The 21,156-nt window shown below is 74.2% G+C and carries 22 protein-coding genes and 1 pseudogene; 6 read left to right on the top strand and 17 right to left on the bottom strand.

Annotated elements, in window-relative coordinates:
* Positions 1 to 261 precede the first annotated feature (261 nt).
* From IE109_RS11420 to IE109_RS11405, 4 genes and pseudogenes are all read left to right on the top strand, one after another.
* Positions 262 to 1,035, top strand: a complete 774-nt coding sequence (locus tag IE109_RS11420) for an SDR family NAD(P)-dependent oxidoreductase (RefSeq protein WP_189550680.1) — start codon at positions 262 to 264, stop codon at positions 1,033 to 1,035.
* Between the two features lie 189 nt (positions 1,036 to 1,224).
* Positions 1,225 to 1,800 carry a DeoR family transcriptional regulator gene (locus IE109_RS11415; protein ID WP_373297685.1) on the top strand — a complete coding sequence of 192 codons (576 nt, stop codon included), beginning with the start codon at positions 1,225 to 1,227 and terminating at the stop codon, positions 1,798 to 1,800.
* Positions 1,776 to 2,115: pseudogene (locus IE109_RS11410) on the top strand (hypothetical protein); the annotation flags it as partial. The gene IE109_RS11415 and the pseudogene IE109_RS11410, both read left to right, overlap by 25 nt.
* A complete protein-coding gene (locus IE109_RS11405) occupies positions 2,099 to 3,139 on the top strand; it encodes a hydroxyacid dehydrogenase (protein WP_189550679.1) in 1,041 nt (346 codons plus the stop codon). The pseudogene IE109_RS11410 and the gene IE109_RS11405, both read left to right, overlap by 17 nt.
* 108 nt (positions 3,140 to 3,247) lie before the next feature.
* On the opposite strand, the gene groL is transcribed toward IE109_RS11405, so the two are convergent.
* From groL to IE109_RS11390, 3 genes are all read right to left on the bottom strand, one after another.
* Positions 3,248 to 4,876, bottom strand: a complete 1,629-nt coding sequence (gene groL / locus IE109_RS11400; protein WP_189550678.1) for a chaperonin GroEL — start codon at positions 4,874 to 4,876, stop codon at positions 3,248 to 3,250.
* A gap of 116 nt (positions 4,877 to 4,992) precedes the next feature.
* On the bottom strand, positions 4,993 to 5,301 hold the full coding sequence (gene groES, locus IE109_RS11395) for a co-chaperone GroES (protein WP_010471835.1): 309 nt from the start codon (positions 5,299 to 5,301) through the stop codon (positions 4,993 to 4,995).
* 307 nt (positions 5,302 to 5,608) lie between these two features.
* Positions 5,609 to 6,574 carry a polysaccharide deacetylase family protein gene (locus IE109_RS11390; protein WP_189550677.1) on the bottom strand — a complete coding sequence of 322 codons (966 nt, stop codon included), beginning with the start codon at positions 6,572 to 6,574 and terminating at the stop codon, positions 5,609 to 5,611.
* Positions 6,575 to 6,656: 82 nt separating this feature from the next.
* Between IE109_RS11390 and IE109_RS11385 the strand changes: the two genes are divergently transcribed.
* The gene (locus IE109_RS11385) at positions 6,657 to 7,844 is read left to right on the top strand and encodes a class I SAM-dependent methyltransferase (RefSeq protein WP_229890927.1); all 1,188 of its coding nucleotides are present in this window, start codon (positions 6,657 to 6,659) and stop codon (positions 7,842 to 7,844) included.
* A 65-nt stretch (positions 7,845 to 7,909) separates the two neighbouring features.
* Here the strand turns inward: IE109_RS11385 and IE109_RS11380 are convergent, their stop codons facing one another.
* From IE109_RS11380 to tsaB, 7 genes are all read right to left on the bottom strand, one after another.
* Positions 7,910 to 9,154 (bottom strand): RNA polymerase sigma factor, encoded by a 1,245-nt coding sequence (locus IE109_RS11380; RefSeq protein ID WP_189550675.1) that lies wholly within the window; start codon positions 9,152 to 9,154, stop codon positions 7,910 to 7,912.
* A gap of 122 nt (positions 9,155 to 9,276) precedes the next feature.
* Complete coding sequence (locus IE109_RS11375; protein ID WP_189550674.1) at positions 9,277 to 9,633, bottom strand: YciI family protein; 357 nt, start codon at positions 9,631 to 9,633, stop codon at positions 9,277 to 9,279.
* Positions 9,634 to 9,753: 120 nt separating this feature from the next.
* The gene (locus tag IE109_RS11370; RefSeq protein WP_373297684.1) at positions 9,754 to 10,578 is read right to left on the bottom strand and encodes a polysaccharide deacetylase family protein; all 825 of its coding nucleotides are present in this window, start codon (positions 10,576 to 10,578) and stop codon (positions 9,754 to 9,756) included.
* A gap of 70 nt (positions 10,579 to 10,648) precedes the next feature.
* The gene (locus IE109_RS11365; RefSeq protein ID WP_189550673.1) at positions 10,649 to 10,906 is read right to left on the bottom strand and encodes a hypothetical protein; all 258 of its coding nucleotides are present in this window, start codon (positions 10,904 to 10,906) and stop codon (positions 10,649 to 10,651) included.
* The gene (gene tsaD, locus IE109_RS11360) at positions 10,903 to 12,003 is read right to left on the bottom strand and encodes a tRNA (adenosine(37)-N6)-threonylcarbamoyltransferase complex transferase subunit TsaD (protein ID WP_189550672.1); all 1,101 of its coding nucleotides are present in this window, start codon (positions 12,001 to 12,003) and stop codon (positions 10,903 to 10,905) included. The genes IE109_RS11365 and tsaD overlap by 4 nt, the downstream gene beginning before the upstream one ends.
* Positions 11,996 to 12,526, bottom strand: a complete 531-nt coding sequence (gene rimI, locus IE109_RS11355) for a ribosomal protein S18-alanine N-acetyltransferase (RefSeq protein WP_189550945.1) — start codon at positions 12,524 to 12,526, stop codon at positions 11,996 to 11,998. The genes tsaD and rimI overlap by 8 nt, the downstream gene beginning before the upstream one ends.
* A 71-nt stretch (positions 12,527 to 12,597) precedes the next feature.
* The gene (gene tsaB / locus IE109_RS11350; RefSeq protein WP_189550671.1) at positions 12,598 to 13,254 is read right to left on the bottom strand and encodes a tRNA (adenosine(37)-N6)-threonylcarbamoyltransferase complex dimerization subunit type 1 TsaB; all 657 of its coding nucleotides are present in this window, start codon (positions 13,252 to 13,254) and stop codon (positions 12,598 to 12,600) included.
* A gap of 105 nt (positions 13,255 to 13,359) precedes the next feature.
* Between tsaB and IE109_RS11345 the strand changes: the two genes are divergently transcribed.
* A complete protein-coding gene (locus IE109_RS11345; protein ID WP_189550670.1) occupies positions 13,360 to 13,926 on the top strand; it encodes a hypothetical protein in 567 nt (188 codons plus the stop codon).
* A 268-nt stretch (positions 13,927 to 14,194) separates the two neighbouring features.
* On the opposite strand, the gene IE109_RS11340 is transcribed toward IE109_RS11345, so the two are convergent.
* The 7 genes from IE109_RS11340 to glmS form a co-directional block, all read right to left on the bottom strand.
* Positions 14,195 to 14,395, bottom strand: coding sequence for a hypothetical protein (locus tag IE109_RS11340; protein WP_189550966.1), 201 nt, complete (start codon positions 14,393 to 14,395; stop codon positions 14,195 to 14,197).
* 141 nt (positions 14,396 to 14,536) lie between these two features.
* Positions 14,537 to 15,052 (bottom strand): tRNA (adenosine(37)-N6)-threonylcarbamoyltransferase complex ATPase subunit type 1 TsaE, encoded by a 516-nt coding sequence (gene tsaE / locus IE109_RS11335; protein ID WP_189550669.1) that lies wholly within the window; start codon positions 15,050 to 15,052, stop codon positions 14,537 to 14,539.
* Complete coding sequence (locus IE109_RS11330; protein ID WP_189550668.1) at positions 15,024 to 16,250, bottom strand: alpha/beta fold hydrolase; 1,227 nt, start codon at positions 16,248 to 16,250, stop codon at positions 15,024 to 15,026. The genes tsaE and IE109_RS11330 overlap by 29 nt, the downstream gene beginning before the upstream one ends.
* A gap of 23 nt (positions 16,251 to 16,273) precedes the next feature.
* Entirely contained in the window at positions 16,274 to 17,419 is a 1,146-nt protein-coding gene (gene alr, locus IE109_RS11325; RefSeq protein WP_189550667.1) for an alanine racemase, read from the bottom strand.
* A gap of 92 nt (positions 17,420 to 17,511) precedes the next feature.
* The gene (locus IE109_RS11320) at positions 17,512 to 18,927 is read right to left on the bottom strand and encodes an NAD(P)H-hydrate dehydratase (protein ID WP_189550666.1); all 1,416 of its coding nucleotides are present in this window, start codon (positions 18,925 to 18,927) and stop codon (positions 17,512 to 17,514) included.
* A 3-nt stretch (positions 18,928 to 18,930) separates the two neighbouring features.
* On the bottom strand, positions 18,931 to 19,299 hold the full coding sequence (locus tag IE109_RS11315) for a holo-ACP synthase (RefSeq protein ID WP_189550665.1): 369 nt from the start codon (positions 19,297 to 19,299) through the stop codon (positions 18,931 to 18,933).
* Positions 19,296 to 21,143 carry a glutamine--fructose-6-phosphate transaminase (isomerizing) gene (glmS, locus tag IE109_RS11310; protein ID WP_189550664.1) on the bottom strand — a complete coding sequence of 616 codons (1,848 nt, stop codon included), beginning with the start codon at positions 21,141 to 21,143 and terminating at the stop codon, positions 19,296 to 19,298. Before glmS ends, IE109_RS11315 begins: the two co-directional genes overlap by 4 nt.
* Positions 21,144 to 21,156: the final 13 nt, after the last annotated feature.

Raw genomic sequence — 21,156 nt, 5'->3', positions numbered from 1 at the left:
CCTCAGGGCACTTCTCACGGCACTGGCCGCGCGAAGCGGGGGTCACGGCACTCCCGCGCGCGAAACGATGGTCGCGGACCGGGCGCTCCGAACCGGGCGCCCCTCCCGGCGGAAGGTCCGGACCTGGGAGCCGGTGAGGGGCCGACGGGTGGCGGGTGGCGGGTGGCGGATCCCGATACTCCGGTACATGTACGGCGGTGTGCGGGCAGCCCCTTGGGACCGCGCGTCCCGTTGTCCGGGCGGGGCACTAACGTGCCGCTCATGACGACTGCACTGATTACGGGCGCGACGGCGGGAATCGGGGCCGCCTTCGCGCGGCGGCTGGCGGCGGACGGCCGAGACGTGGTGCTGGTGGCCCGGGACGGCAAGCGGCTCCGGGAACAGGCGACCGAGCTGCACGACCGGCACGGGATCGAGGCCGAGGTCCTGGTGGCCGACCTGGCCGAGGAGGACGGCATCGCGGCCGTGGAGGCGCGTCTGTCGGACCGCAAGCGGCCGGTGGACCTGCTGATCAACAACGCCGGGTTCGGCAACAAGGGCCGGTTCCTGGAGGTGTCCATGGCCGACGAGCTGCGGATGCTGAAGGTCCACTGCGAGGCGGTGCTGCGGCTGACGGCGGCCGCGACGGCGTCCATGCGGGACCGCGGCCGGGGTGGCGTGGTGAACGTCGCGTCGGTCGCCGCCTTCGTGCCGCGCGGTACGTACGGGGCGTCGAAGGCGTGGGTCGTGCAGTTCACCCAGGGCGTGGCGCGCGACCTGGCGGGCAGCGGGGTGCGGCTGATGGCGCTGTGCCCGGGCTTCGTGCGGACGGAGTTCCACGAGCGGGCCGGCATGGGCACGGACAACATTCCCGGCTGGATGTGGCTGGACGCCGACAAGCTGGTGACCACGGCCCTCGCGGACCTGGCGCGGGGCAGGACGCTGTCGGTCCCGGACCCGCGCTACAAGGCCCTGATGGGCGTGGTGAAGCTGGCGCCGCGCGGCCTGCTCGGGGGCTTGAGCTCCCGCGCGGGCCGGGCGTACGGGCCGCGGTAGACCCACCGGGCCCGTGCGGCGAGTGCCGCGGCGTGCCGGAATCATGGACCCCGGGTGATCGAACGTCCATGCTCGCCGGAGCGTTGATCGAAGCGATCGTCGTTCGATCACTCGTGCGTCCGTCGCGGCCTATCGTCTGACGACGGCACCGCTCGACCGAGCCACCACACCTCGAGGGGGACCTCCGCCGTGCGCGAGAGTGCTGTTGAACGCCATGACCGCCTGCTGTCCCTGGTGCGCGAGCGGGGTACGGCGCGCGTCTCGGACCTCGCCGCGCAGCTGGGGGTCTCCCCCGTGACCGCGCGCCGGGACGTCGAGGCCCTGGCGGCCCGCGGCCTGCTCGACCGGGTGCACGGCCAGGTCTCGTGGCCCGCCGGGCAGGGCGGTGGCGAGCGGAGCCCGGCCGGCGGGGCGGCGGCCGAGGCGCCGGGCAGCGGTCCGGTGCTGGGCCTCCTCGCGCCCTCGGCGGCGTACTACTTCGCGGAGGTCATCCGCGGGGCGCGCGAGGCGGCGGCCCGGGCGGGGGCGCGGGCTGGTCCTGCGCATCTCCGACTACCGGCCGGAGGGCGACCGGGCGCGCGCCGAGGGCCTGCTCGCGGCGGGCGCGCAGGGGCTGCTGGTGGCGCCGGGCTGGCGGGCCCCGGGCGACCGGGACCGGTACGGCGACTGGATCGCCGGGCTTCCGGTGCCGGCCGTGCTCGTTCGTTCAGGAGCCCCGCCGTCAGCCGCACCCCGCACCCTTCCGGTCGATGGGGCTGCGCATGATCATGCCGGGCTTCGTGCCCGCCTTCCTCTTCCAGTTCACCGCCATCCGGAACAACTTCTCCCTCCCCCTGGTGATGCTCCCGGACCAGCGGCCCTTCCCCCTGAGCCTCGGCCTGTACGCATGGAACGGCAACGCCCACGCCGAGCCCGGCTTCCACCCCCTCGTCGTCACCGGCTCCCCGCTCGCCGTCGTCCCCCCTGGTCGTCGCCTTCGTCTCGCTCCAGCGCCACTGGAAGGCCGGCCTGACCGCCGGCAGCGTCAGAGCGAGGCCGTCCGTTGAGGAGCTCACCACCCGCCATGCACCACGCCACTGACAACCGGCCCGCCCAGCGCCCCGCCCTGCTGCTCGCCATGGGCCCCGGCATCGCCGGGCGGCTGCTCACCGACGCCCACCGCGCCCGCCTCACCGACCTCACCCGCACCGATCCGCACCTGGTGGCGCACGACCTGGCCGCGCCCACACCCCTGGTGGCGTCCGCGCTGGCCCGGGCCGAGGTGCTGTTCACCTGCTGGGGGGCCACACCGCTCACCGCGCCGGTGCTGGACCGGGCCCCACGCCTGCGTGCCGTCGTCCACGCCGCCGGGTCCGTCAAGCACCACGTCACCGACGCCTGCTGGGAGCGCGGCATCGCGGTGGCCTCTGCCGCGGCGGCCAACGCCCTGCCCGTGGCCGAGTACACGCTGGCCGCGATCCTGCTGGCCGGCAAGCGCGTCCTGCACGCCGCGCGGCGGTACGCCGAGCTGCGCGCCGAGCACGACTGGCTGCGGGAACTCGCCGACAGCGGCAACCACCGCCGCACGGTCGGCATCGTGGGCGCGTCCCGCATCGGCCGCCGCGTGATCGAGCTGCTGCGCCCCTTCGACGTCACGGTGCTGCTGTACGACCCGTACGTCACCCCCGCCGACGCCTCGGCGCTCGGCGCCGTCCCGGCCGCGCTGGACGAGCTGTGCGCCCGCGCGGACATCGTCTCCGTGCACGCTCCGCAACTGCCGTCCACGCGCCATATGATCGGCGCCCCGCAGCTGGCGCTCATGCCGGACGGCGGCACGCTCATCAACACCTCGCGCGGCTCCCTGGTCGACGAGGCCGCCCTGCTGCCGCACCTCACCACGGGCCGCCTGAACGCGGTCCTCGACGTGACCGACCCCGAACTCCCGCCCCCCGACTCCCCGCTCTACACCCTCCCCAACGTGCTGCTCACCCCGCACATCGCGGGCTCCCTCGGCAACGAGCTGCACCGCATGGCCGACCAGGCCCTGGACGAGGTGGAGCGGTACGTGAAGGGAGCGCCGTTCGCCGACCCGGTGCGCCCCACGGAGCTGAACCGCTCGGCGTAGCACCGAACCGCCCGGCACCGAACCGCCCGGCGCCACGGCGCGGACGGAAACACCGAGGCCCGGTGCCCCCGCGACGGGGGCACCGGGCCTCGAAACGCTCAGGTGGCGTCAGTGGGAGTGGCCGTGACCGTGGCCGTGGCCCGCGTCCGCCGGCTCCTCTTCCTTCTTCTCGACGACCAGGGTCTCGGTCGTGAGCAGCAGGGAGGCGATGGAGGCGGCGTTCTCCAGGGCCGAGCGGGTGACCTTGACCGGGTCGATGACGCCGGCCTTGATCAGGTCGCCGTACTCGCCGGTGGCGGCGTTGAAGCCCTGGCCCTTGTCGAGCTCGGAGACCTTCGAGGTGATGACGTAGCCCTCGAGGCCCGCATTCTCGGCGATCCAGCGCAGCGGCTCGACGGCGGCGCGGCGGACGACCGCGACACCGGTGGCCTCGTCGCCCTCCTTGCCGAGGTTGCCGTCCAGCACCTTGACGGCGTGGACCAGCGCGGATCCACCACCGGAGACGATGCCCTCCTCGACCGCGGCGCGGGTCGCGGAGATGGCGTCCTCCAGACGGTGCTTCTTCTCCTTCAGCTCCACCTCGGTGGCGGCGCCGACCTTGATCACGCACACGCCGCCGGCGAGCTTCGCGAGGCGCTCCTGGAGCTTCTCGCGGTCCCAGTCGGAGTCCGTGGTCTCGATCTCGGCCTTGATCTGGTTGACCCGGCCGAGCACGTCGTCGCTGTTGCCGCCGCCGTCGACGATCGTGGTGTCGTCCTTGGTGACGGTGACGCGGCGGGCGGTGCCCAGCACGTCCAGACCGGCCTGGTCGAGCTTGAGGCCGACCTCCTCGGCGATGACGGTGGCGCCGGTGAGGGCGGCCATGTCGCCGAGCATCGCCTTGCGGCGGTCGCCGAAGCCGGGGGCCTTGACCGCGACGGCGTTGAACGTGCCGCGGATCTTGTTGACGACCAGGGTCGACAGGGCCTCGCCCTCGACGTCCTCGGCGATGATCAGGAGCGGCTTGGAGGAGCCGGCCTGGATGACCTTCTCCAGCAGCGGGAGCAGGTCGGTGATCGCGGAGATCTTGCCCTGGTGGATCAGGATGTACGGGTCGTCGAGGACGGCCTCCATACGCTCCTGGTCGGTGACCATGTACGGGGACAGGTAGCCCTTGTCGAAGGCCATGCCCTCGGTGAAGTCGAGCTCCAGGCCGAAGGTGTTGGACTCCTCGACGGTGATGACACCGTCCTTGCCGACCTTGTCCATCGCCTCGGCGATGAGCTCGCCGACCTGCTGGTCCTGCGCGGAGAGCGCGGCCACGGCGGCGATGTCGGCCTTGTCGTCGATCGGGCGCGCCGAGGCGAGCAGCTCGTCCGAGACGGCCTTGACCGCGGCGTCGATGCCCTTCTTCAGGGCGGCCGGGGAGGCGCCCGCGGCGACGTTGCGCAGGCCCTCGCGGACCAGGGCCTGGGCCAGGACGGTGGCGGTGGTGGTGCCGTCACCCGCGATGTCGTTGGTCTTGGTCGCCACCTCCTTCACCAGCTGGGCGCCGAGGTTCTCGTACGGGTCCTCGATCTCGACCTCGCGGGCGATCGTGACACCGTCGTTGGTGATGGTCGGCGCGCCGAACTTCTTGTCGATGACGACGTTGCGGCCCTTGGGGCCGATCGTCACCTTGACGGTGTCGGCAAGCTTGTTGACGCCGCGCTCAAGGGCGCGACGGGCGTCCTCGTCGAACTTCAGGATCTTCGCCATGGGAGCGATTCAGCCCTCTCGAAAACTCTGGTTGACGAACCGCGCCCCTCGCCGCCCGGCAATGTGAATCAGCGGGGGCCAGGGGCGCAGCTCTAAAGCAATCTTGCTCGGGTGACTTACTTCTCGACGATCGCGAGCACGTCGCGAGCCGAGAGGACGAGGTACTCCTCGCCGCTGTACTTCACCTCGGTGCCGCCGTACTTGCTGTACAGCACGATGTCGCCGGTCTTGACGTCGAGCGGCAGGCGCTCGCCGTTCTCGAAGCGGCCCGGGCCAACGGCCAGGACGACGCCCTCCTGGGGCTTCTCCTTGGCGGTGTCCGGGATGACCAGGCCAGAGGCGGTGGTCTGCTCGGCGTCGAGCGGCTGGACCACAATGCGGTCCTCGAGCGGCTTGATGGCAACCTTGGAGCTGGTGGTCGTCACGATCCGACCTCCCCCTTCGGAGATCTCACGGGGTTAACTGTCTGAGGTGGCGACCAGGTGGATCCGTCGTCGCGGGTGCCGGACCTGCCCGTCGCTGTGTTGGCACTCTCCAGTGGGGAGTGCCAGACCCGAGACTATGACCGCGATTAGCACTCGGTCAAGCGGAGTGCCAATTCACCGCCCGGTCGTGGCGTGCGCCGGCCCGTCCGGCGGCGGCCGGCGGGGGCGCCGCCGGGGGGTACGGACCGGGGGTACGGAGCTTCGGACGGCGGTGCGGACGTGGTGCGGACGTGGTGCGGACGTGGGCTCAGACGTAGTCCTCCAGCTTGGCCACCGCGTAGCCCTTGGCCGTGACGACGTCCATCACCTGCCTGATCATGTCCGGCATGGTGCCGTTCCAGTCCTCCCTGCCGCGGAAGTGCGTGAGGATGATGTCGCCGGGGTGCAGGTCCCGGTCCCATTCCCGCCATTCCATGTGGTCGGGGAATGCCTCGGCCGCCCACAGGGGCACGGCCCTGACGCCGCACGACCGGGCGGCGCGGAGGGTATCGGCGTTGTAGTTGCCGTAGGGCGGACGGAAGAGGGTGGGACGCTTGCCGTACCGCTTCTCGATGACGTCCTGCTGGCCGCAGATCTCACGCTCCTGCTCCTCGTACGAGAGGGCGGGCATGTAGCGGTGGTTCAGGGTGTGGTTGTGCAGGGCGACGCCCCGGTCCCGCATCCGCGCGAAGTAGCGGTAGTCCTCCTTGACCAGGTAGTCGCTGAGGAAGGCGCTGTACGGGATGTCCAGGTCGTCCATCATCTCCAGCAGCCGCGGGTCCTTCTCGGCGCCGTCGTCGATCGTCAGGAAGACGACCCGCTCCTTGGTCGGGACGGTGGTGAAGACGGGCGGCAGCGTCGGGTCGCCGACGCCGAAGCCCTCGCGGAAGGTGATGTGCGGGCGGTCGGCCGCCGCCGGGGGCGGGGGCGCGGCCAGGGGGGTGGCCCGCAGGCCCCATTTCCGGGCGGCGACGGCACGGGCGGCCTGCGCCCGCCTGACCTTCTCCACGTACGCGGTGAGGGCCGCGGCCGCGTCCGGGGGCTGCTCGGGCTGCTGCCCGGCGGCGGGCGCGGCCTTGCCGCCGCGCGCCCCCGGACCTCCCTGTCCCGCGCCCGCCCCTCCGGCGCCGGTCTCCGCCGCGCAGGCGGATCCCAGCGCCGCGAGCAGCAGCGCGGCGAGCAGAACGCGCGCCCTCTTGCTTACCTTCTGACCTTTTTGTCGTACTAGCTGCATGGCGCCGCATCCTGTCAGCGCGCCGCCCCGGCCACCGGGCGACACCGCCGCCCGGCGCGCACCATCCCCCGCCTGGCCCACAATGGACCGGGTGACCGATCTCGCCGCCTTCTCCGCGCTCCTCACCGACGAGGGCCAGACCCTGCTCACCGCCCTGCGCGACCACACCGCCGCCCAGGAGCTGGCGGTCGCCTCCCGGCTGCGCCGCGACCACCCCGCCGACCTGGTCACGGCGGCGATCGCGCAGGCACGACTGCGGCAGCGGGCGGTCGCGAAGTTCGGCGAGCACGACGCGCACCGCATGTACTTCACGCCCGGCGGCGTCGAGCAGTCCACCCGCAGGGCGGTCGCCGAGCACCGCGCCGCCGCCTTCGCGCGCCTCGGCGTGCGCAGCGTCGCGGACCTGTGCGGCGGCATCGGCGGCGACGCCATCGCCCTGGCCCGCGCCGGCATCCGCGTCCTGGCCGTCGACCGCGACCCGCTGACCGCCGCGGCCGCCCGCGCCAACGCCGCCGCGCTGGGCCTGGCCGACCTGATCGAGGTGCGCTGCGCGGACGTCACGGAGACCGACACCTCGGCGTACGACGCGGTCTTCGTCGACCCGGCGCGGCGCGGCGGCCGGGGCGGCGGCCGGATCTTCGACCCGGAGGCCTACTCCCCTCCCCTGTCCTGGGCCGTCGACGCGGCCCGCAGGGCACCGTACGCCGCGCTGAAGATCGCCCCCGGCATCCCGCACGAGACCGTCCCGCCTCAGGCCGCCGCGGAGTGGGTCTCGGACGGCGGCGACGTGAAGGAGGCCGTGCTGTGGTTCGGCACCCGCCCCGGCACGGTCACCGCGACCCTCCTGCCCGGCGGCCACAGCCTCACCGGCCGCGGGCTGCCCGACCCGCCGGTCCGCCCCGTCGGCCGCTACCTGTACGAGCCGGACGGCGCCGTGATCCGGGCGCACCTGGTCGCCGAGGTCGCCGAGGACCTCGCGGGCGGCCTGGTCGACGGGACGATCGCGTACGTCACGGCGGACGAGCTGCGCCCCACCCCGTACGCCACCGCGTACGAGATCACCGACGAGCTGCCCTTCAACCTCAAGAAGCTGAAGGCCCTGCTGCGCGAGCGCGAGGTGGGGACCCTGACGGTGAAGAAGCGCGGCTCGGCGGTCGAGCCGGAGGAGCTGCGCCGCAAGCTCAAGCCGAAGGGGCCGCACGCGGCCACGGTGTTCCTGACCCGCGTGGCGGGCGCGCCGACGATGCTCGTCGGCCGGCCGGCGGCGTAGGGCGCCGGGGCGAAGGGCGCGCCCCAGGGGCCGGGCGTCCGGGCGCGGGCGCCCGGTCGGGTCGGTCAGGGCGGGGCGGCCCGACCGGCGGACGCGTCCGGGCGCGCCCGGGACAGCAGCAGGTCCCTCTCCCGTGCGTTGCGCGCCAGGGACGCCGCCCGCTCGAAGGCGGCGCGGGCCTCGTCGGCGCGCCCCAGCCGGACCAGCAGATCGCCCCGCACGCTGGGCAGCAGGTGGTAGTCCTGCAGAGCCGGTTCACCGGCCAGGCCGTCCACGATGGCCAGCCCCGCCGCCGGGCCGTCGGCCATCGAGACGGCCACCGCGCGGTTGAGCTCGACGACCGGCGAGGGGGCGACGGCCGCGAGCCGCCCGTACAGGGCCGCGATGGTCGCCCAGTCGGTGTCCTCGTACCGCGCGGCCCGCGCGTGGCAGGCCGCGATCGCCGCCTGGAGGGCGTACGGGCCCGTCCCCGCCCTCTCCAGCGCCGCGAAGCCCCGCCGGATCAGCAGCCGGTCCCAGCGCGTGCGGTTCTGGTCGGCCAGCAGCACCGGCTCCCCGTCCGGTCCGGTGCGTGCCGCCGTACGCGACGCCTGGAGTTCGAGGAGTGCCGCCAGGCCGTGCGCCTCCGGCTCGTCGGGCATCAGCCCGGCCAGCACGCGCGCCAGCCGCAGCGCGTCCTCGCACAGGCCCGGGCGCAGCCAGTGGTCGCCGGCGGTCGCCGCGTACCCCTCGTTGAAGATCAGGTAGATGACCTCCAGCACCGAAGCCAGGCGGGCGGCCCGTTCGGGGCCGCGGGGCACCTCGAAGGGCACGCCCGCCCGGGCGAGGGACCGTTTCGCCCGGACGATCCGCTGCGCGACCGTCGCCTCGGGCACCAGGAAGGCACGGGCGATCTCCTCCGTGGTCAGACCGCCGAGCAGCCGCAGCGTGAGCGCCACGCGCGCGTCCGCGGAGAGCACCGGGTGGCAGGCGGTGAAGACCAGCCGCAGCAGGTCGTCGTCGATGTCGTCCGGTTCGGCCGTCTCCGGTTCGTACGCGGTCTCCAGGTCCCGCCCGACCTCGGCGAGCTTGCGCGCGTACGTCTCCCGGCGGCGTACGAGGTCGACGGCGCGGTTCCTGGCCGTGGCCATCAGCCAGGCCCCCGGCCTGTCCGGGACGCCCTTCTCCGGCCACTGCTCCAGGGCGGCGACCAGGGCGTCCTGCGCCAGTTCCTCCGCGATGCCCACGTCGCGGACGATCCGGGCGACGGCCGCGATGATCCGCGCCGACTCGATCCTGAACACCGTCTCCACGGCGTGGGGTGCGCTCACGCCTCCCCATGGTGCCGTACCGGCCGCCAGGGCCCGGCGGCCGGCACCGTGCCGGCCCGGGGCCGTACCGGCCGGCGCCGTGTACCGGCCGGTGCGCCGGCGGCCGTGCCGCGCGGATGCCGTCAGCCTTCGGCGATCTCCCGCACCTCGGCGGTGATGTTCCAGTGCTCCTCGTGGGTCTGGAGGAACCGCCGGGTCCACTCGACGGCCTCCGCCTTGTCCTTGCACTGGGTGATCGAGTACCCGCCGATGACCTCCTTGGACTCGGTGAAGGGCCCGTCGGTGACCGACAGCCGTCCGCCCGACCAGGTGACGCGGGTTCCCTCGGAGCTGGGCGTGAGCCCGGCCGTCTCCAGCATGACCCCGGCCTTGGTGATCTCCTCCAGGAGCTTGCCCATCCGCTCCTGGAGTTCGGGGCTCGGGCCCTCGGCGGGGGCGTTCTTCTCGTCGACGCGGATCATCGTCAGGAAGCGCGGCATGACCGTCTCCTCGGTGTGGTGCGGCGGGGCCGTTCCCCGCCTCTCACCCTTACGTCGAACGGGCGGCGGCCGGATCGACACCCGGCACGGAAAACTTCCGGGTTTTTTTCCGGCGTCGTCTCAGACGTAGTCCTCCAGGCGCGCGACCGTGAAGCCCTGCTCCTGTATGCGGCGCAGCATGGCGGCCGTCATCTCGGTCATCGTCGTGCCCTTGAGGTCCCCCGGCCCCCGGAAGTGGGCCAGGACGATGTCACCCGGGCGCAGCTTCCCGTCGGCGCGCTGGTACCGCATGTCGGTGATCTGCATCGACTCCCGCCAGAGCACGATCGCCTCGACGCCGCACTGCCCGGCGGCGGTCCGGGTGTCCTCGTTCCAGTTGCCGTAGGGCGGCCGGAAGAGCCGGGGAGCGGTGCCGTAGGTCCGCTCCAGCTTCTCCTGCTGGCCGCATATCTCCCGCTTCTGGGCGGCGGGGCCCAGGGTGCGCAGGTCGGGATGGGTCAGGGTGTGGTTGGCGACACCGGCCCCGAGTGCGGCCAGCGGCTCGAAGTAGCCGTAGTCCTGGCTGATGGCGGAGTCGGTGAGGAACATCGTGAAGGGCACCTTCAGGTCCCGCATCATCGCGACGAACTCCGGGTCCTTCTCGGCCCCGTCGTCGAAGGTGAGGAAGACGACCTTGTCCCTGGTGGGTATCTCGCTGACGACCGGCACCCCGCCGCCCTTGCGGACGGGCTTGACGGCGGGCGGCGCGGGCGGCGCGGCGAAGGGCTTCAGGCCCCACTTCGCGTACGCCGCGGAGGTGCCGGGCGCCTTGTCCGGCGCTTTGGGGGGCACGGCGGCGACGGTCGTCGGCGCGGGCCGGGGCGCGGGGGCGCCCGGCGCCGTACAACCCGCCATGAGCAGGGCGGTGGCGACCAGGGCCGCCGCGCCCGTGATGTTCTTCCCCACTCTGGAACCCCGTGTTCGTACGCGTGATCACTGCGTACTGCTTGACGATGGATCCGGCGGCGGGGTTGCGTCACGTCCCGTGGGACTCGAAGCGCCAGCGGTGCACCGGGCGGGTGACCAGCTCCGGGGCCGGCTCCGGGAGCTCGGGGAGGCCGGCCTCGTAGGGGGCGTCCCACCAGGTGAGGACCAGCACCCGGTCACCGGGCGCCGTGAACGTCTCGCGCCGGACCGGCTCGGCCGGCAGCGGCCGGGTGCGGGCCCACTCCAGGAGCTCCGCGCCGCGGCCCTCCGCCGCGCGGGCCTCCCACATCAGGGTCACCACGGTCATGAGTAGAGGTTGTCCTTGCTGATCTCGTGGACGTGGTCGTGATCGTGGTCGTGGTTCCCGGGCACGTGCGGGTCGGTGACCGGCAGGGACGAGTCCGCCGACAGCTCCAGGTCGGAGGCCGGCCGGTTGCGGGCCACCATCTCCGCGCCGAGGGCCGCGACCATCGCGCCGTTGTCGGTGCACAGACCCGGCCGGGGGACGCGCAGCCGGATGCCGGCGCGCTCGCACCGCTCCTCGGCCAGGGCCCGCAGCCGCGAGTTGGCGGCCACCCCGCCGCCGATCATCAGGTGGTCGACGCCCTGGTCCTTGCAGGCCCGCACCGCCTTGCGGGTCAGCACGTCGACGACCGCCTCCTGGAAGGACGCCGCCACGTCCCGCACCGGCACCTCCTCGCCCGCCGCCCGCTTGGCCTCGATCCAGCGGGCCACGGCCGTCTTCAGGCCGGAGAAGGAGAAGTCGTACGCGGGGTCCCGCGGCCCGCTCAGCCCGCGCGGGAACGCGATGGCGGCCGGGTCGCCCTCCCTGGCCAGCCGGTCGATGACCGGGCCGCCGGGGAAGCCCAGGTCCAGCACACGGGCGATCTTGTCGAACGCCTCGCCCGCCGCGTCGTCGATCGTCGCGCCCATGGGCCGGACGTCGGAGGTGATGTCCGGGGCCAGCAGCAGGGACGAGTGGCCGCCGGACACCAGCAGCGCCATCGTCGGCTCGGGCAGCGGTCCGTGCTCCAGCTGGTCGACGCAGATGTGCGAGGCCAGGTGGTTCACCCCGTACAGCGGCTTGTCGAGCGCGAACGCGTACGCCTTCGCCGCCGACACGCCCACCAGGAGCGCGCCCGCGAGGCCCGGTCCGGCGGTGACGGCGATGCCGTCCAGGTCGCGGGCGGACACCCCGGCCTGCTCCAGGGCGCGCTCGATGGTGGGGACCATCGCCTCCAGGTGCGCGCGGGAGGCGATCTCGGGGACGACGCCGCCGAACCGGGCGTGCGTGTCCACGCTCGACGCGACGGCGTCCGCGAGCAGGGTCGTACCGCGGACGATGCCGACGCCGGTCTCGTCGCAGGAGGTCTCGATGCCGAGGACGAGGGGTTCGTCAGCCATGACTCTCAGTTCCTTGTACGTCTGGTGCGTCGGGTACGTCTGGTGCGCCGGGTACGTCCGACGCGCCGGAGGCGCCTGGGGCGTCCTGGACGCGCAGGCGCATGACGAGCGCGTCGATGTTGCCGGGCTGGTAGTAGCCGCGGCGGAAGCCGATCGGTTCGAAGCCGAAGCGCTCGTAGAGCCTCTGCGCACGGGTGTTGTCCACGCGCACCTCCAGCAGGACCTCGTCGCACTCGAAGGCGGTGGCGTGCTGGAGGAGGTCCGTCAGCAGGCGGGCGCCGAGGCCGGTGCCCCACTGGTCGCGGGCGACGGCGATCGTCTGTACGTCGCCGAGTCCGCCGGCCGCGGCGAGCCCGGCGTACCCCACCAGCCGGCCGCCGGTCTCGGCCACGACGTAGCGCCGGGTGGCGTGCGGGCCGCGCGCGTGGGCGAGCTCGGACCAGAACATGCCCTCCGACCAGGCGTCGTCGGGGAACAGCTCCCGCTCCAGCTCCAGCACCGGCGCGATGTCCCACCAGCGCATCTCCCGCAATCGGGGGGAGCCGCCGCGCAGCGGCGCCGTCGAGGGGCGGTGGTCGGGCGACGGGCGGGAGGTCACTTGGGTGTGACCACCTTGTAGTTCTTCGGCACCTGGGCGTCGGGGCGCCGCAGGTACAGCGGGCGCGGCTCCAGGAACGGCTCGCCCGCCGCCAGCCGCTCGGCCGCCAGCGCCGCGAGGGCGGCCGCCGACTGGTGCTCCGGGTCCCGGGCGTCGGGGAACACCTCGCCGTACAGTCGCGCGCCCGCCCCGACCGCCGGAAGGCCGGCGACCCGCTCGGCGATGTCGGCCGGCCGGTCGACCGCGGGCTCCGTCACGCGCGTACGGCAGTCGTCGTAGCGGGCCCAGTACACCTCCTTGCGGCGGGCGTCGGTCGCGACGACGAACGGCTCCTGGAGTCCGGAGGCGTACGCGAGCCCGTCCAGCGTGCACAGTCCGTGGACGGGCACGCCGCCGAGCGCCGAGGCGAAGGTCGCGGCGGTCACGAGGCCGACGCGCAGCCCGGTGTACGGACCGGGGCCGACGCCGACGACGATGCCGGTCACGGCGTCGAGCCTCAGACCGGCGTCCCGGAGGACCCGGTGGACGGCGGGCAGCAGCAGTTCCCCGTGCCGGCGCGCGTCGACCTGCGTGGACGTGGCGACGACACGGTCGCCGTCGTGGAGGGCGGCCGTGACGGCCGGTGTGGCGGTATCCATGGCGAGCAAGAGCACGCAAACAGCCTACGGCTCCGTGGCGGCGGGCACGGAGCCCCGGGTCGCGGGCGTGATCCTGCTACGGTCACACCGCAAACGTACGTGGGAGAGGTGGGCAGCAACGTGGCAAGGAGCAGCTCGGGATTCGTGGCCGGGCTCACCGCGGCGGCTCTGGCCGCGGTCGCCTTCCTCGCCTACCAGGCGTCGGCCACCGTGCCCGCCGACCTGTCGGCCGGGTCGCCCGCCCCGGTCGCCTCGCCGTCGGCGCCCGCGCCGGGCGGTGGCGCGAAGCAGCCGGCCGACCCCGCCCTGGCGCTGCCGAAGCAGTCGGGCTCGGGCGTGCGGGTGGTGTACTCGCTGAGCGCGAAGCGGGTGTGGCTGGTGGGCGAGAAGGACGCGGTGGCGCGGACGTTCGCGGTGATGCCGAGCACGGTGGACCCGGCTCCGGGGACGTACGCGGTGACGTCCCGGTCGGGCAGCGTGCCCGGCTCCGACGGCGTCCGGATCGAGCACGTGGTGCGGTTCGCGACCGTCGACGGCGTGACGATCGGCTTCAGCGCGGCCGTCGACGGCACGATGGCCACCCCGGACCCGGCGCGCCGGACGGGTGGCATCCGGATGAAGCGGGCGGACGGCAACGCCATGTGGACGTTCGCGACGGTCAACTCGAAGGTCGTCGTCGTCCCCTGACCGGCTGTCGGCGACGACTCCCGGCGCCCGGTCGCACCTCACCGCGCCGGGCCACCGCCGGGCCGCGACGCGGGAGCGGCACGGCGCCCGCCAGCCCCTTCGCACGGCGCGCACGGCGCACACACGTTGCGCGCCCGATCCCGAGCGCCCCCCGCCGTACGGCAAAGCCCACGCGGGACGGCACCACCGAACCCCGGCGCGGCCTCACGGGCGGACGGGCCGGCCCTCGACGCACCGGACGACCGGGCCGGGGCACCGCGGGACGGCTCTACGCGGCCCTGCGGCGTTCCGGCGCGGGCCGCGGGGCGTCGGACCGGGCGTCGCGGAGAGGGGAACCGGGCACGTGGCCGGTGTCGGCGTCGGCGTCGGTCTCGGCGTCCGTCGCGCTGGGCGGCGTGGAGACGGCGCTCGCCGCCGCGCACGACGCCAGCAGATCGCGCATCGACACCTTCTGCTCGGACGTCGGCATGGTCGCCTCCTCGGGCTGCGGGGCGGGCACGGTTAGGTAGACCTAACCAGGTCCTGGTACCCATGTGACCACGCTCGGGAGGTACGGCGCAACATCATGCCGACGTCTTGTCGGAAAGTACGGCCCCCGGCTCCCGTCCCGCTACCCCAGCGCCAGGTCCGCGCCTGCCCAGCGCGCCCCGTACCCGGTGAGCGTCACGACGCGCCGCTCGTCGTCCGTGGAGCCGACGACCCGGTCGATCACGACGTGCAGCCGGTCCTCGCTGAGGTCCTCCACCTTGCCCTCGCCCCACTCCACGACCACCACCGAGTCGGACAGCGAGACGTCCAGGTCGAGGTCCTCCATCTCGTCGAGCCCGCCGCCCAGGCGGTAGGCGTCGACGTGGACGAGCGCGGGGCCGCCCACCAGGGACGGGTGGACGCGGGCGATGACGAACGTCGGGGACGTCACCGCGCCGCGTACGCCCAGGCCCTCGCCCAGTCCGCGCGTCAGGGTCGTCTTCCCCGCGCCGAGCTCGCCGGTCAGCATGACGAGGTCCCCGGGGCGCAGCAGCTTGGCGAGCGTACGGCCCAGGTCCTGCGTCTGCTCGGGGGCGTGGAGGGTGAGTCGGGCGGTGGCCGTGGCCCCCTCAGGGGCCGGGCTGTGCGGTGCTTCCATACGTGCCAACGTTAGTCGGTGCCGGCACGGCTCCGACCCGTACCAGCAGGTCCGCGAGCCGGTCGGTGACCGTCTCCGGGTGCTCCAGCATCACCAGGTGACCACCGTCGGGCACGAGGACCAGCTCGGCGTCCGGGAGCAGGCCGGCGATGGCCTCGGTGTGCGAGCTGGGCGTCACCAGGTCCCGGTCCCCGGCCAGCGCCAGCGCCGGCACCTCGGCGAAGACGCTCAGCGCCTCGGCCTTGTCGTGCTCGTTGAACGCCGGGTAGAACTCGGCGACCACGTCGATGGGGGTGCCCTCGATCATCCTCTCCGCGAACCGGGCGACCGCCGGGTCGACGTCCCGCGACGAGAACGAGTACCGCTTGATGAGCCCGGCGAACAGGTCGGCGGTGGCCTGCCGCCCGCGCTCCACCAGCTCCGCCTGCGAGCCCAGCGCCCGCAGCACGCTCGGCAGCACCCGGCGCACGGCGTTGACGCCCGCGACGGGCAGCCCGTAGTTGACCTCGCCGAGGTTGCCGCACGACGTCCCGACGAAGGCCACGCCGACGACCCGCTCACGGATCAGCTCCGGGTACTGCTCGGCCAGCGCCATCACCGTCATGCCGCCCATCGAGTGCCCCACCAGCACCAGCGGTCCTTCCGGCGCGGCGGCGTCCACGACCGCCTTCAGGTCCCGGCCCAGCTGGTCGATGGTGACCGGCACCCGGTCCGGGCCCTGCTGGGCCGCGCCCCGTCCGGAGCGGCCGTGGCTGCGCTGGTCCCAGTGGACCGTGCGGACCAGGCCGCGCAGCGCGGCGCGCTGGAAGTGCCAGGAGTCCTGGTTGAGGCAGTAGCCGTGGCTGAAGACCACGGTGACGGGGCGGGGCGCCCGGCGCCCGAAGAGCCGGCGGCGCCGCGGCGGGGCGGCGCTGTCCGCCTCCACCTCGTCGACCTCGTAGTACAGCGCGGTGCCGTCGTCGGCCGCGGTCCGGCCGGGGGTGCCGCGCAGCGCGCCGTACGGGCCGGCGGCGTCCAGCGCGAGGCGCGCCTTGCGGCGCATGCCGCGCCCGACGGTGAGCCGCTCGATGGCGACACCGGCCGCCGCGCCCGCCGCGACCACCCCTATGGCGGCACCGGCGAACCCGGCGCGGCGCCAATTGCCGGCCGCGGCGGCGGACAGCGCCTCGGCCGCCTCCACCGAACTGGTCTCAGTCACTACGCCGCTCCTCCGGGCCGCCGCTACTCGTTCAGATAGACGCGTGGTACGCGTGAACCGATGCGCGTCACGATCTCGTACGCGATCGTGTCCGCGGCGCGCGCCCAGTCCTCGGCGGTCGGCTCACCGTGATCGCCTGCCCCGAACAGCACCGCTTGTGCACCCGGTTCGACGGCGTCCCCCCCGAGGTCGACGACGAACTGGTCCATGGCGACCCGGCCGGCCACCGTCCGCACCTTGCCGCCGACGAGCACCGGGCCTCGGCCGGACGCGTGGCGCGGGATGCCGTCGGCGTACCCGAGGGGCACCAGGCCGAGGGTGGTGGGCCGGTCGGTGACGTAGTGGTGGCCGTAGCTGACGCCGTGCCCCGACGGCACGTCCTTGACGAGGGCGACGCTCCCCAGCAGGCGCATCACGGGGCGCAGCCCGAAGTCGGCGGGGGTGCCGACCTCGGGGCTCGGCGAGACGCCGTACATGGCGATGCCCGGCCGTACGAGATCGAAGTGCGTCTGCGGAAGGGTGAGCGTGGCCGGGGAGTTGGCCATGTGCCGCACCTCGGGATCGACGCCCGCCTTCTCGGCGGCCTCGAGCATCTCCTGGAACGTCTCCAGCTGGGCGCCGATCGAGGGGTGTCCGGGCTCGTCGGCGCACGCGAAGTGCGACCACAGGCCGGTGACCCTCAGCAGGCCCTCGCCCTGCGCGGCGAGGGCCTCGCCGACGAGCCGGGACCAGTCGGCGGGCTGGCAGCCGTTGCGCCCCAGACCGGTGTCCGCCTTGAGCTGCACGCGCGCCGGCTGCGCGGTCCGGCGCGCCGCCTCGGTGACCTCCCGCAGGGCCCACAGGCCGCTGACGGTCATGTCCAGGCCGGCCCGGATGCCCTCGTCCCAGGGGCCGCCGGGCGTCCACAGCCAGCACAGGACGGGCGCGTCGATCCCGGCGGCCCGCAGCGCGAGGGCCTCGTGCGGTGTGGCGGTGCCCAGCCAGGTGGCCCCGGCCTCCAGCGCCGCCCTCGCGCACGGCACGGCACCGTGCCCGTACGCGTCGGCCTTCACGACGCCCATGACCTGAACGTCCGTCCCCACGCGCCCGCGCAGGGCACGCACGTTGGCGCGCAGCGCGCCGAGGTCGATCTCGGCGCGGGCGCGAAGGGTCTGTGCTGTCTCACTCATCGCGCCCAGTCTCTCAGGTGCGCGCCGCGCCTCCCCCGTGTCCCCGCCCACGCCCCGGTACCCGGCCGTGGCCGGAGGCCCGCCAGGGCCTCTCAGCCCCGTACGTCCCGCCACGCCCCCGGCAGCGCCTCCGCCACGTCGTACGCCGCGACCGGGGCGCCCCGCGAGGCGCGGCGGGCCGCCAGGCCGTGCAGGTAGGCGCCGGCCGACGCGGCGTCGTGCGGTGCGAGGCCCGCCGCGAGCAGCGAGCCGGCCAGGCCGGACAGGACGTCGCCGCTGCCGGCGGTGGCGAGCCAGGGCGTACCCGTCGGGTTGACGCGCACCGGCCCGCCGGCGCGGGCCACCAGCGTCGTCGAGCCCTTGAGCAGCACCGTCGCGCCGTACCGGCCGGCCAGCTCCCGCACCGCCTCCAGGCGCCGGGACTCCACGTCCTCGCGGGCGGTGCCCAGGAGCGCCGCCGCCTCGCCCGCGTGCGGGGTCAGCACCGTGGGCGCCGGGCGGGAGCGCACCGCCGCCGGGTCCAGGTTCCGCAGCCCGTCGGCGTCCACCAGGACGGGCACGTCCGACTCCAGCACGTCGGCCACGCCCGGCGTGTCGCCCAGGCCCGGCCCGACGACCCACGCCTGGACGCGCCCCGCCTTCGCGGGCGGCCCGGCGTGGACCAGGGTCTCGGGGTGGCGGGCCAGCACCGCCTCGCCGGCCGGCCCCACGTACCGCACCGCACCGGCGCCGCCCCGCAGCGCGCCCGACACGGCGAGGACGGCCGCGCCGGGGTAGCGCGCCGAACCGGCGACGATGCCGACGACGCCCCGCCGGTACTTGTCGCTCTCGCCCGACGGGGCGGGCAGGAGCCGGGCCACGTCGTCGTGCTGGAGCGCCTCGGCGTCGGGCACCGGCGGCAGGGCGAGCCCGATGTCGACGAGCCGCAGCGCCCCGGCGTACTCGCGGGCCGGGTCGATCAGCAGCCCCGGCTTGTACGCCCCGAAGGTCACCGTCGCGTCCGCGCGCACCGCCTCGCCGGCCACCTCACCGGTGTCGGCGTCCACACCGCTCGGCAGGTCGACGGCCACCAGCACGGCGCCCGAGGCGCGTGCCGCCCGCACCGCCAGTGCCGCCTGCGGCCGCAGCCCGCCGCGCCCGCCGATCCCGGTGATGCCGTCCACCACGAGGTCGGCGCGGCGCAGCACGTCGTCCGGGTCGTCGGCCACCCGGCCGCCGGCGCCGGTCAGCGCCGCCAGGCCGCCCCCGTGGGCGCGCGGGCCCAGCAGGACGGCGGACACGCCCGCGCCCCGGCGGGCCAGCAGGGCGCCGGCGTACAGCGCGTCGCCCCCGTTGTCACCGCTGCCGACCAGCAGCACCACCCGGGCGCCGTAGACGCGGCCGAGCAGCCCGGCGCACGCGGCGGCCAGCCCCGCCGCCGCCCGGCGCATCAGCGCGCCCTCCGGCAGCCTCGCCATCACCTCGGCCTCGGCGGCCCGTACGGTCTCCACGCGGTAAGCGGTACGCATGGGTCAACCCTCCGCGATCACCACGGCCGACGCCACCCCCGCGTCATGGCTGAGCGACACGTGCCACTGCCGTACGCCCAGCTCCGCGGCGCGCGCCGCGACCGTGCCCCGCACCCGCAGCCGCGGCCGGCCGGTGTCCTCGACGTACACCTCCGCGTCCGTCCACTGGAGTCCGGCCGGGGCGCCGAGGGCCTTGGCGAGCGCCTCCTTCGCCGCGAACCGCGCGGCGAGCGAGGCGACACCGCGCCGCTCCCCGCTCGGCAGCAGCAACTCTCGTTCCACGAAGAGCCGTTCCGCCATGTGCGGCGTGCGCTCCAACGCCGCCGCGAACCGGTCGATCTCCGCCACGTCGATCCCCACCCCGACGATCATTCGACGGTGACCGACTTCGCCAGGTTGCGCGGCTGGTCCACCTCGTTGCCCCGGGCCGTCGCCAGCTCGCAGGCGAAGACCTGCAACGGCACGGTGGACACCATCGGCTGGAGCAGGGTGGGCGTCGCGGGGATGCGGATGAGGTGGTCCGCGTAGGGCACCACCGCCTCGTCGCCCTCCTCCGCGATGACGATCGTGCGGGCGCCGCGGGCCCGGATCTCCTGGATGTTCGACACGATCTTGTCGTGCAGGACCGACCGTCCGCGCGGCGAGGGGACCACGACGACGACCGGCAGGTCCTTCTCGATCAGCGCGATCGGCCCGTGCTTCAGCTCACCGGCGGCGAAGCCCTCCGCGTGCATGTACGCCAGCTCCTTGAGCTTCAGCGCGCCTTCCAGGGCCACCGGGTAGCCCACGTGCCGGCCCAGGAACAGCACGGTGTTCTTGTCCGCCAGGGAGCGCGCCAGCTCCCGCACCGGCTCCATGGTCTCCAGGACCCGCTCGACGTCGTCCGCGATCCGCGCCAGGTCCCTGACGACCGCCCGGATCTCGTCGCCCCACTTGGTCCCGCGCTGCTGCCCCAGGTACAGGGCCAGCAGGTACACGGCCACGAGCTGGGTCAGGAACGCCTTGGTGGAGGCGACCGCCACCTCCGGGCCCGCGTGCGTGTAGAGCACGCCGTCCGACTCGCGCGGGATGGTCGAGCCGTTGGTGTTGCAGATCGCCAGTACCCGCGCACCCTGCGCGCGGGCGTGCCGCAGCGCCATCAGGGTGTCCATGGTCTCGCCGGACTGGGAGATCGCGATCACCAGCGTCCGCTGGTCCAGGATCGGGTCCCGGTAGCGGAACTCGCTGGCCAGCTCCACCTCGCACGGGACGCGGGTCCAGTGCTCGATGGCGTACTTGGCGATCAGCCCGGCGTGGAACGCCGTGCCGCACGCCACGATCACCACCTTGTTCGCCTCACGCAGCACGGCGTCGGGGATCCGCAGCTCGTCCAGCCGCAGCGAGCCGCCGGCGTCGATCCGGCCCAGCAGGGTGTCGGCGACCGCCTTCGGCTGCTCGGCGATCTCCTTGAGCATGAAGTAGTCGTACCCGCCCTTCTCGGCCGCCGAGGCGTCCCAGTCGACGTGGTACGAGCGCACCTCGGCGGGCGACCCGTCGAAGTCGGTCACCGTCACGCCGTCCCGGCGCAGCTCCACCACCTGGTCCTGCCCCAGCTCGATCGCCGAGCGGGTGTGGGCGATGAACGCGGCCACGTCGGAGGCGAGGAACGCCTCCCCCTCGCCGACCCCGACGACCAGCGGCGAGTTGCGCCGGGCGCCCACGACCACGTCCGGCTGGTCGGCGTGCACGGCGACCAGGGTGAAGGCGCCCTCCAGCCTGCGGCACACCAGCCGCATCGCCTCGGCGAGGTCGCCGCACGAGGAGAACTCCTCGGCCAGCAGGTGGGAGACCACCTCGGTGTCCGTCTCGGACTCCAGGGTGTGCCCCCGCCCGGTCAGTTCGGAGCGCAGCGGCGCGAAGTTCTCGATGATGCCGTTGTGGACGACGGCGACCCGCCCCGCGTTGTCGAGGTGCGGGTGGGCGTTGGCGTCGGTCGGCCCGCCGTGCGTCGCCCACCGGGTGTGCCCGATGCCCGCGCTGCCGGTCGGCAGCGGCCGGGTGTCCAGTTCCTTCTCCAGGTTGACGAGCTTGCCCGCCTTCTTCGCCGCGGCCATCGACCCGTCGGAGAGCACCGCGACACCGGCCGAGTCGTAGCCCCGGTACTCGAGCCGCTTGAGGCCCGCGATCACCACATCAAGCGCCGACTGCCCGCCGACGTAACCCACGATTCCGCACATGCCGAGCAGCCTA

The organism is Streptomyces lavendofoliae (assembly GCF_014649735.1).
Taxonomy (GTDB): domain Bacteria; phylum Actinomycetota; class Actinomycetes; order Streptomycetales; family Streptomycetaceae; genus Streptomyces; species Streptomyces lavendofoliae.
Note: the sequence above shows the minus strand (reverse complement) of the source record. Positions and strands in the feature narration are given on the sequence as shown.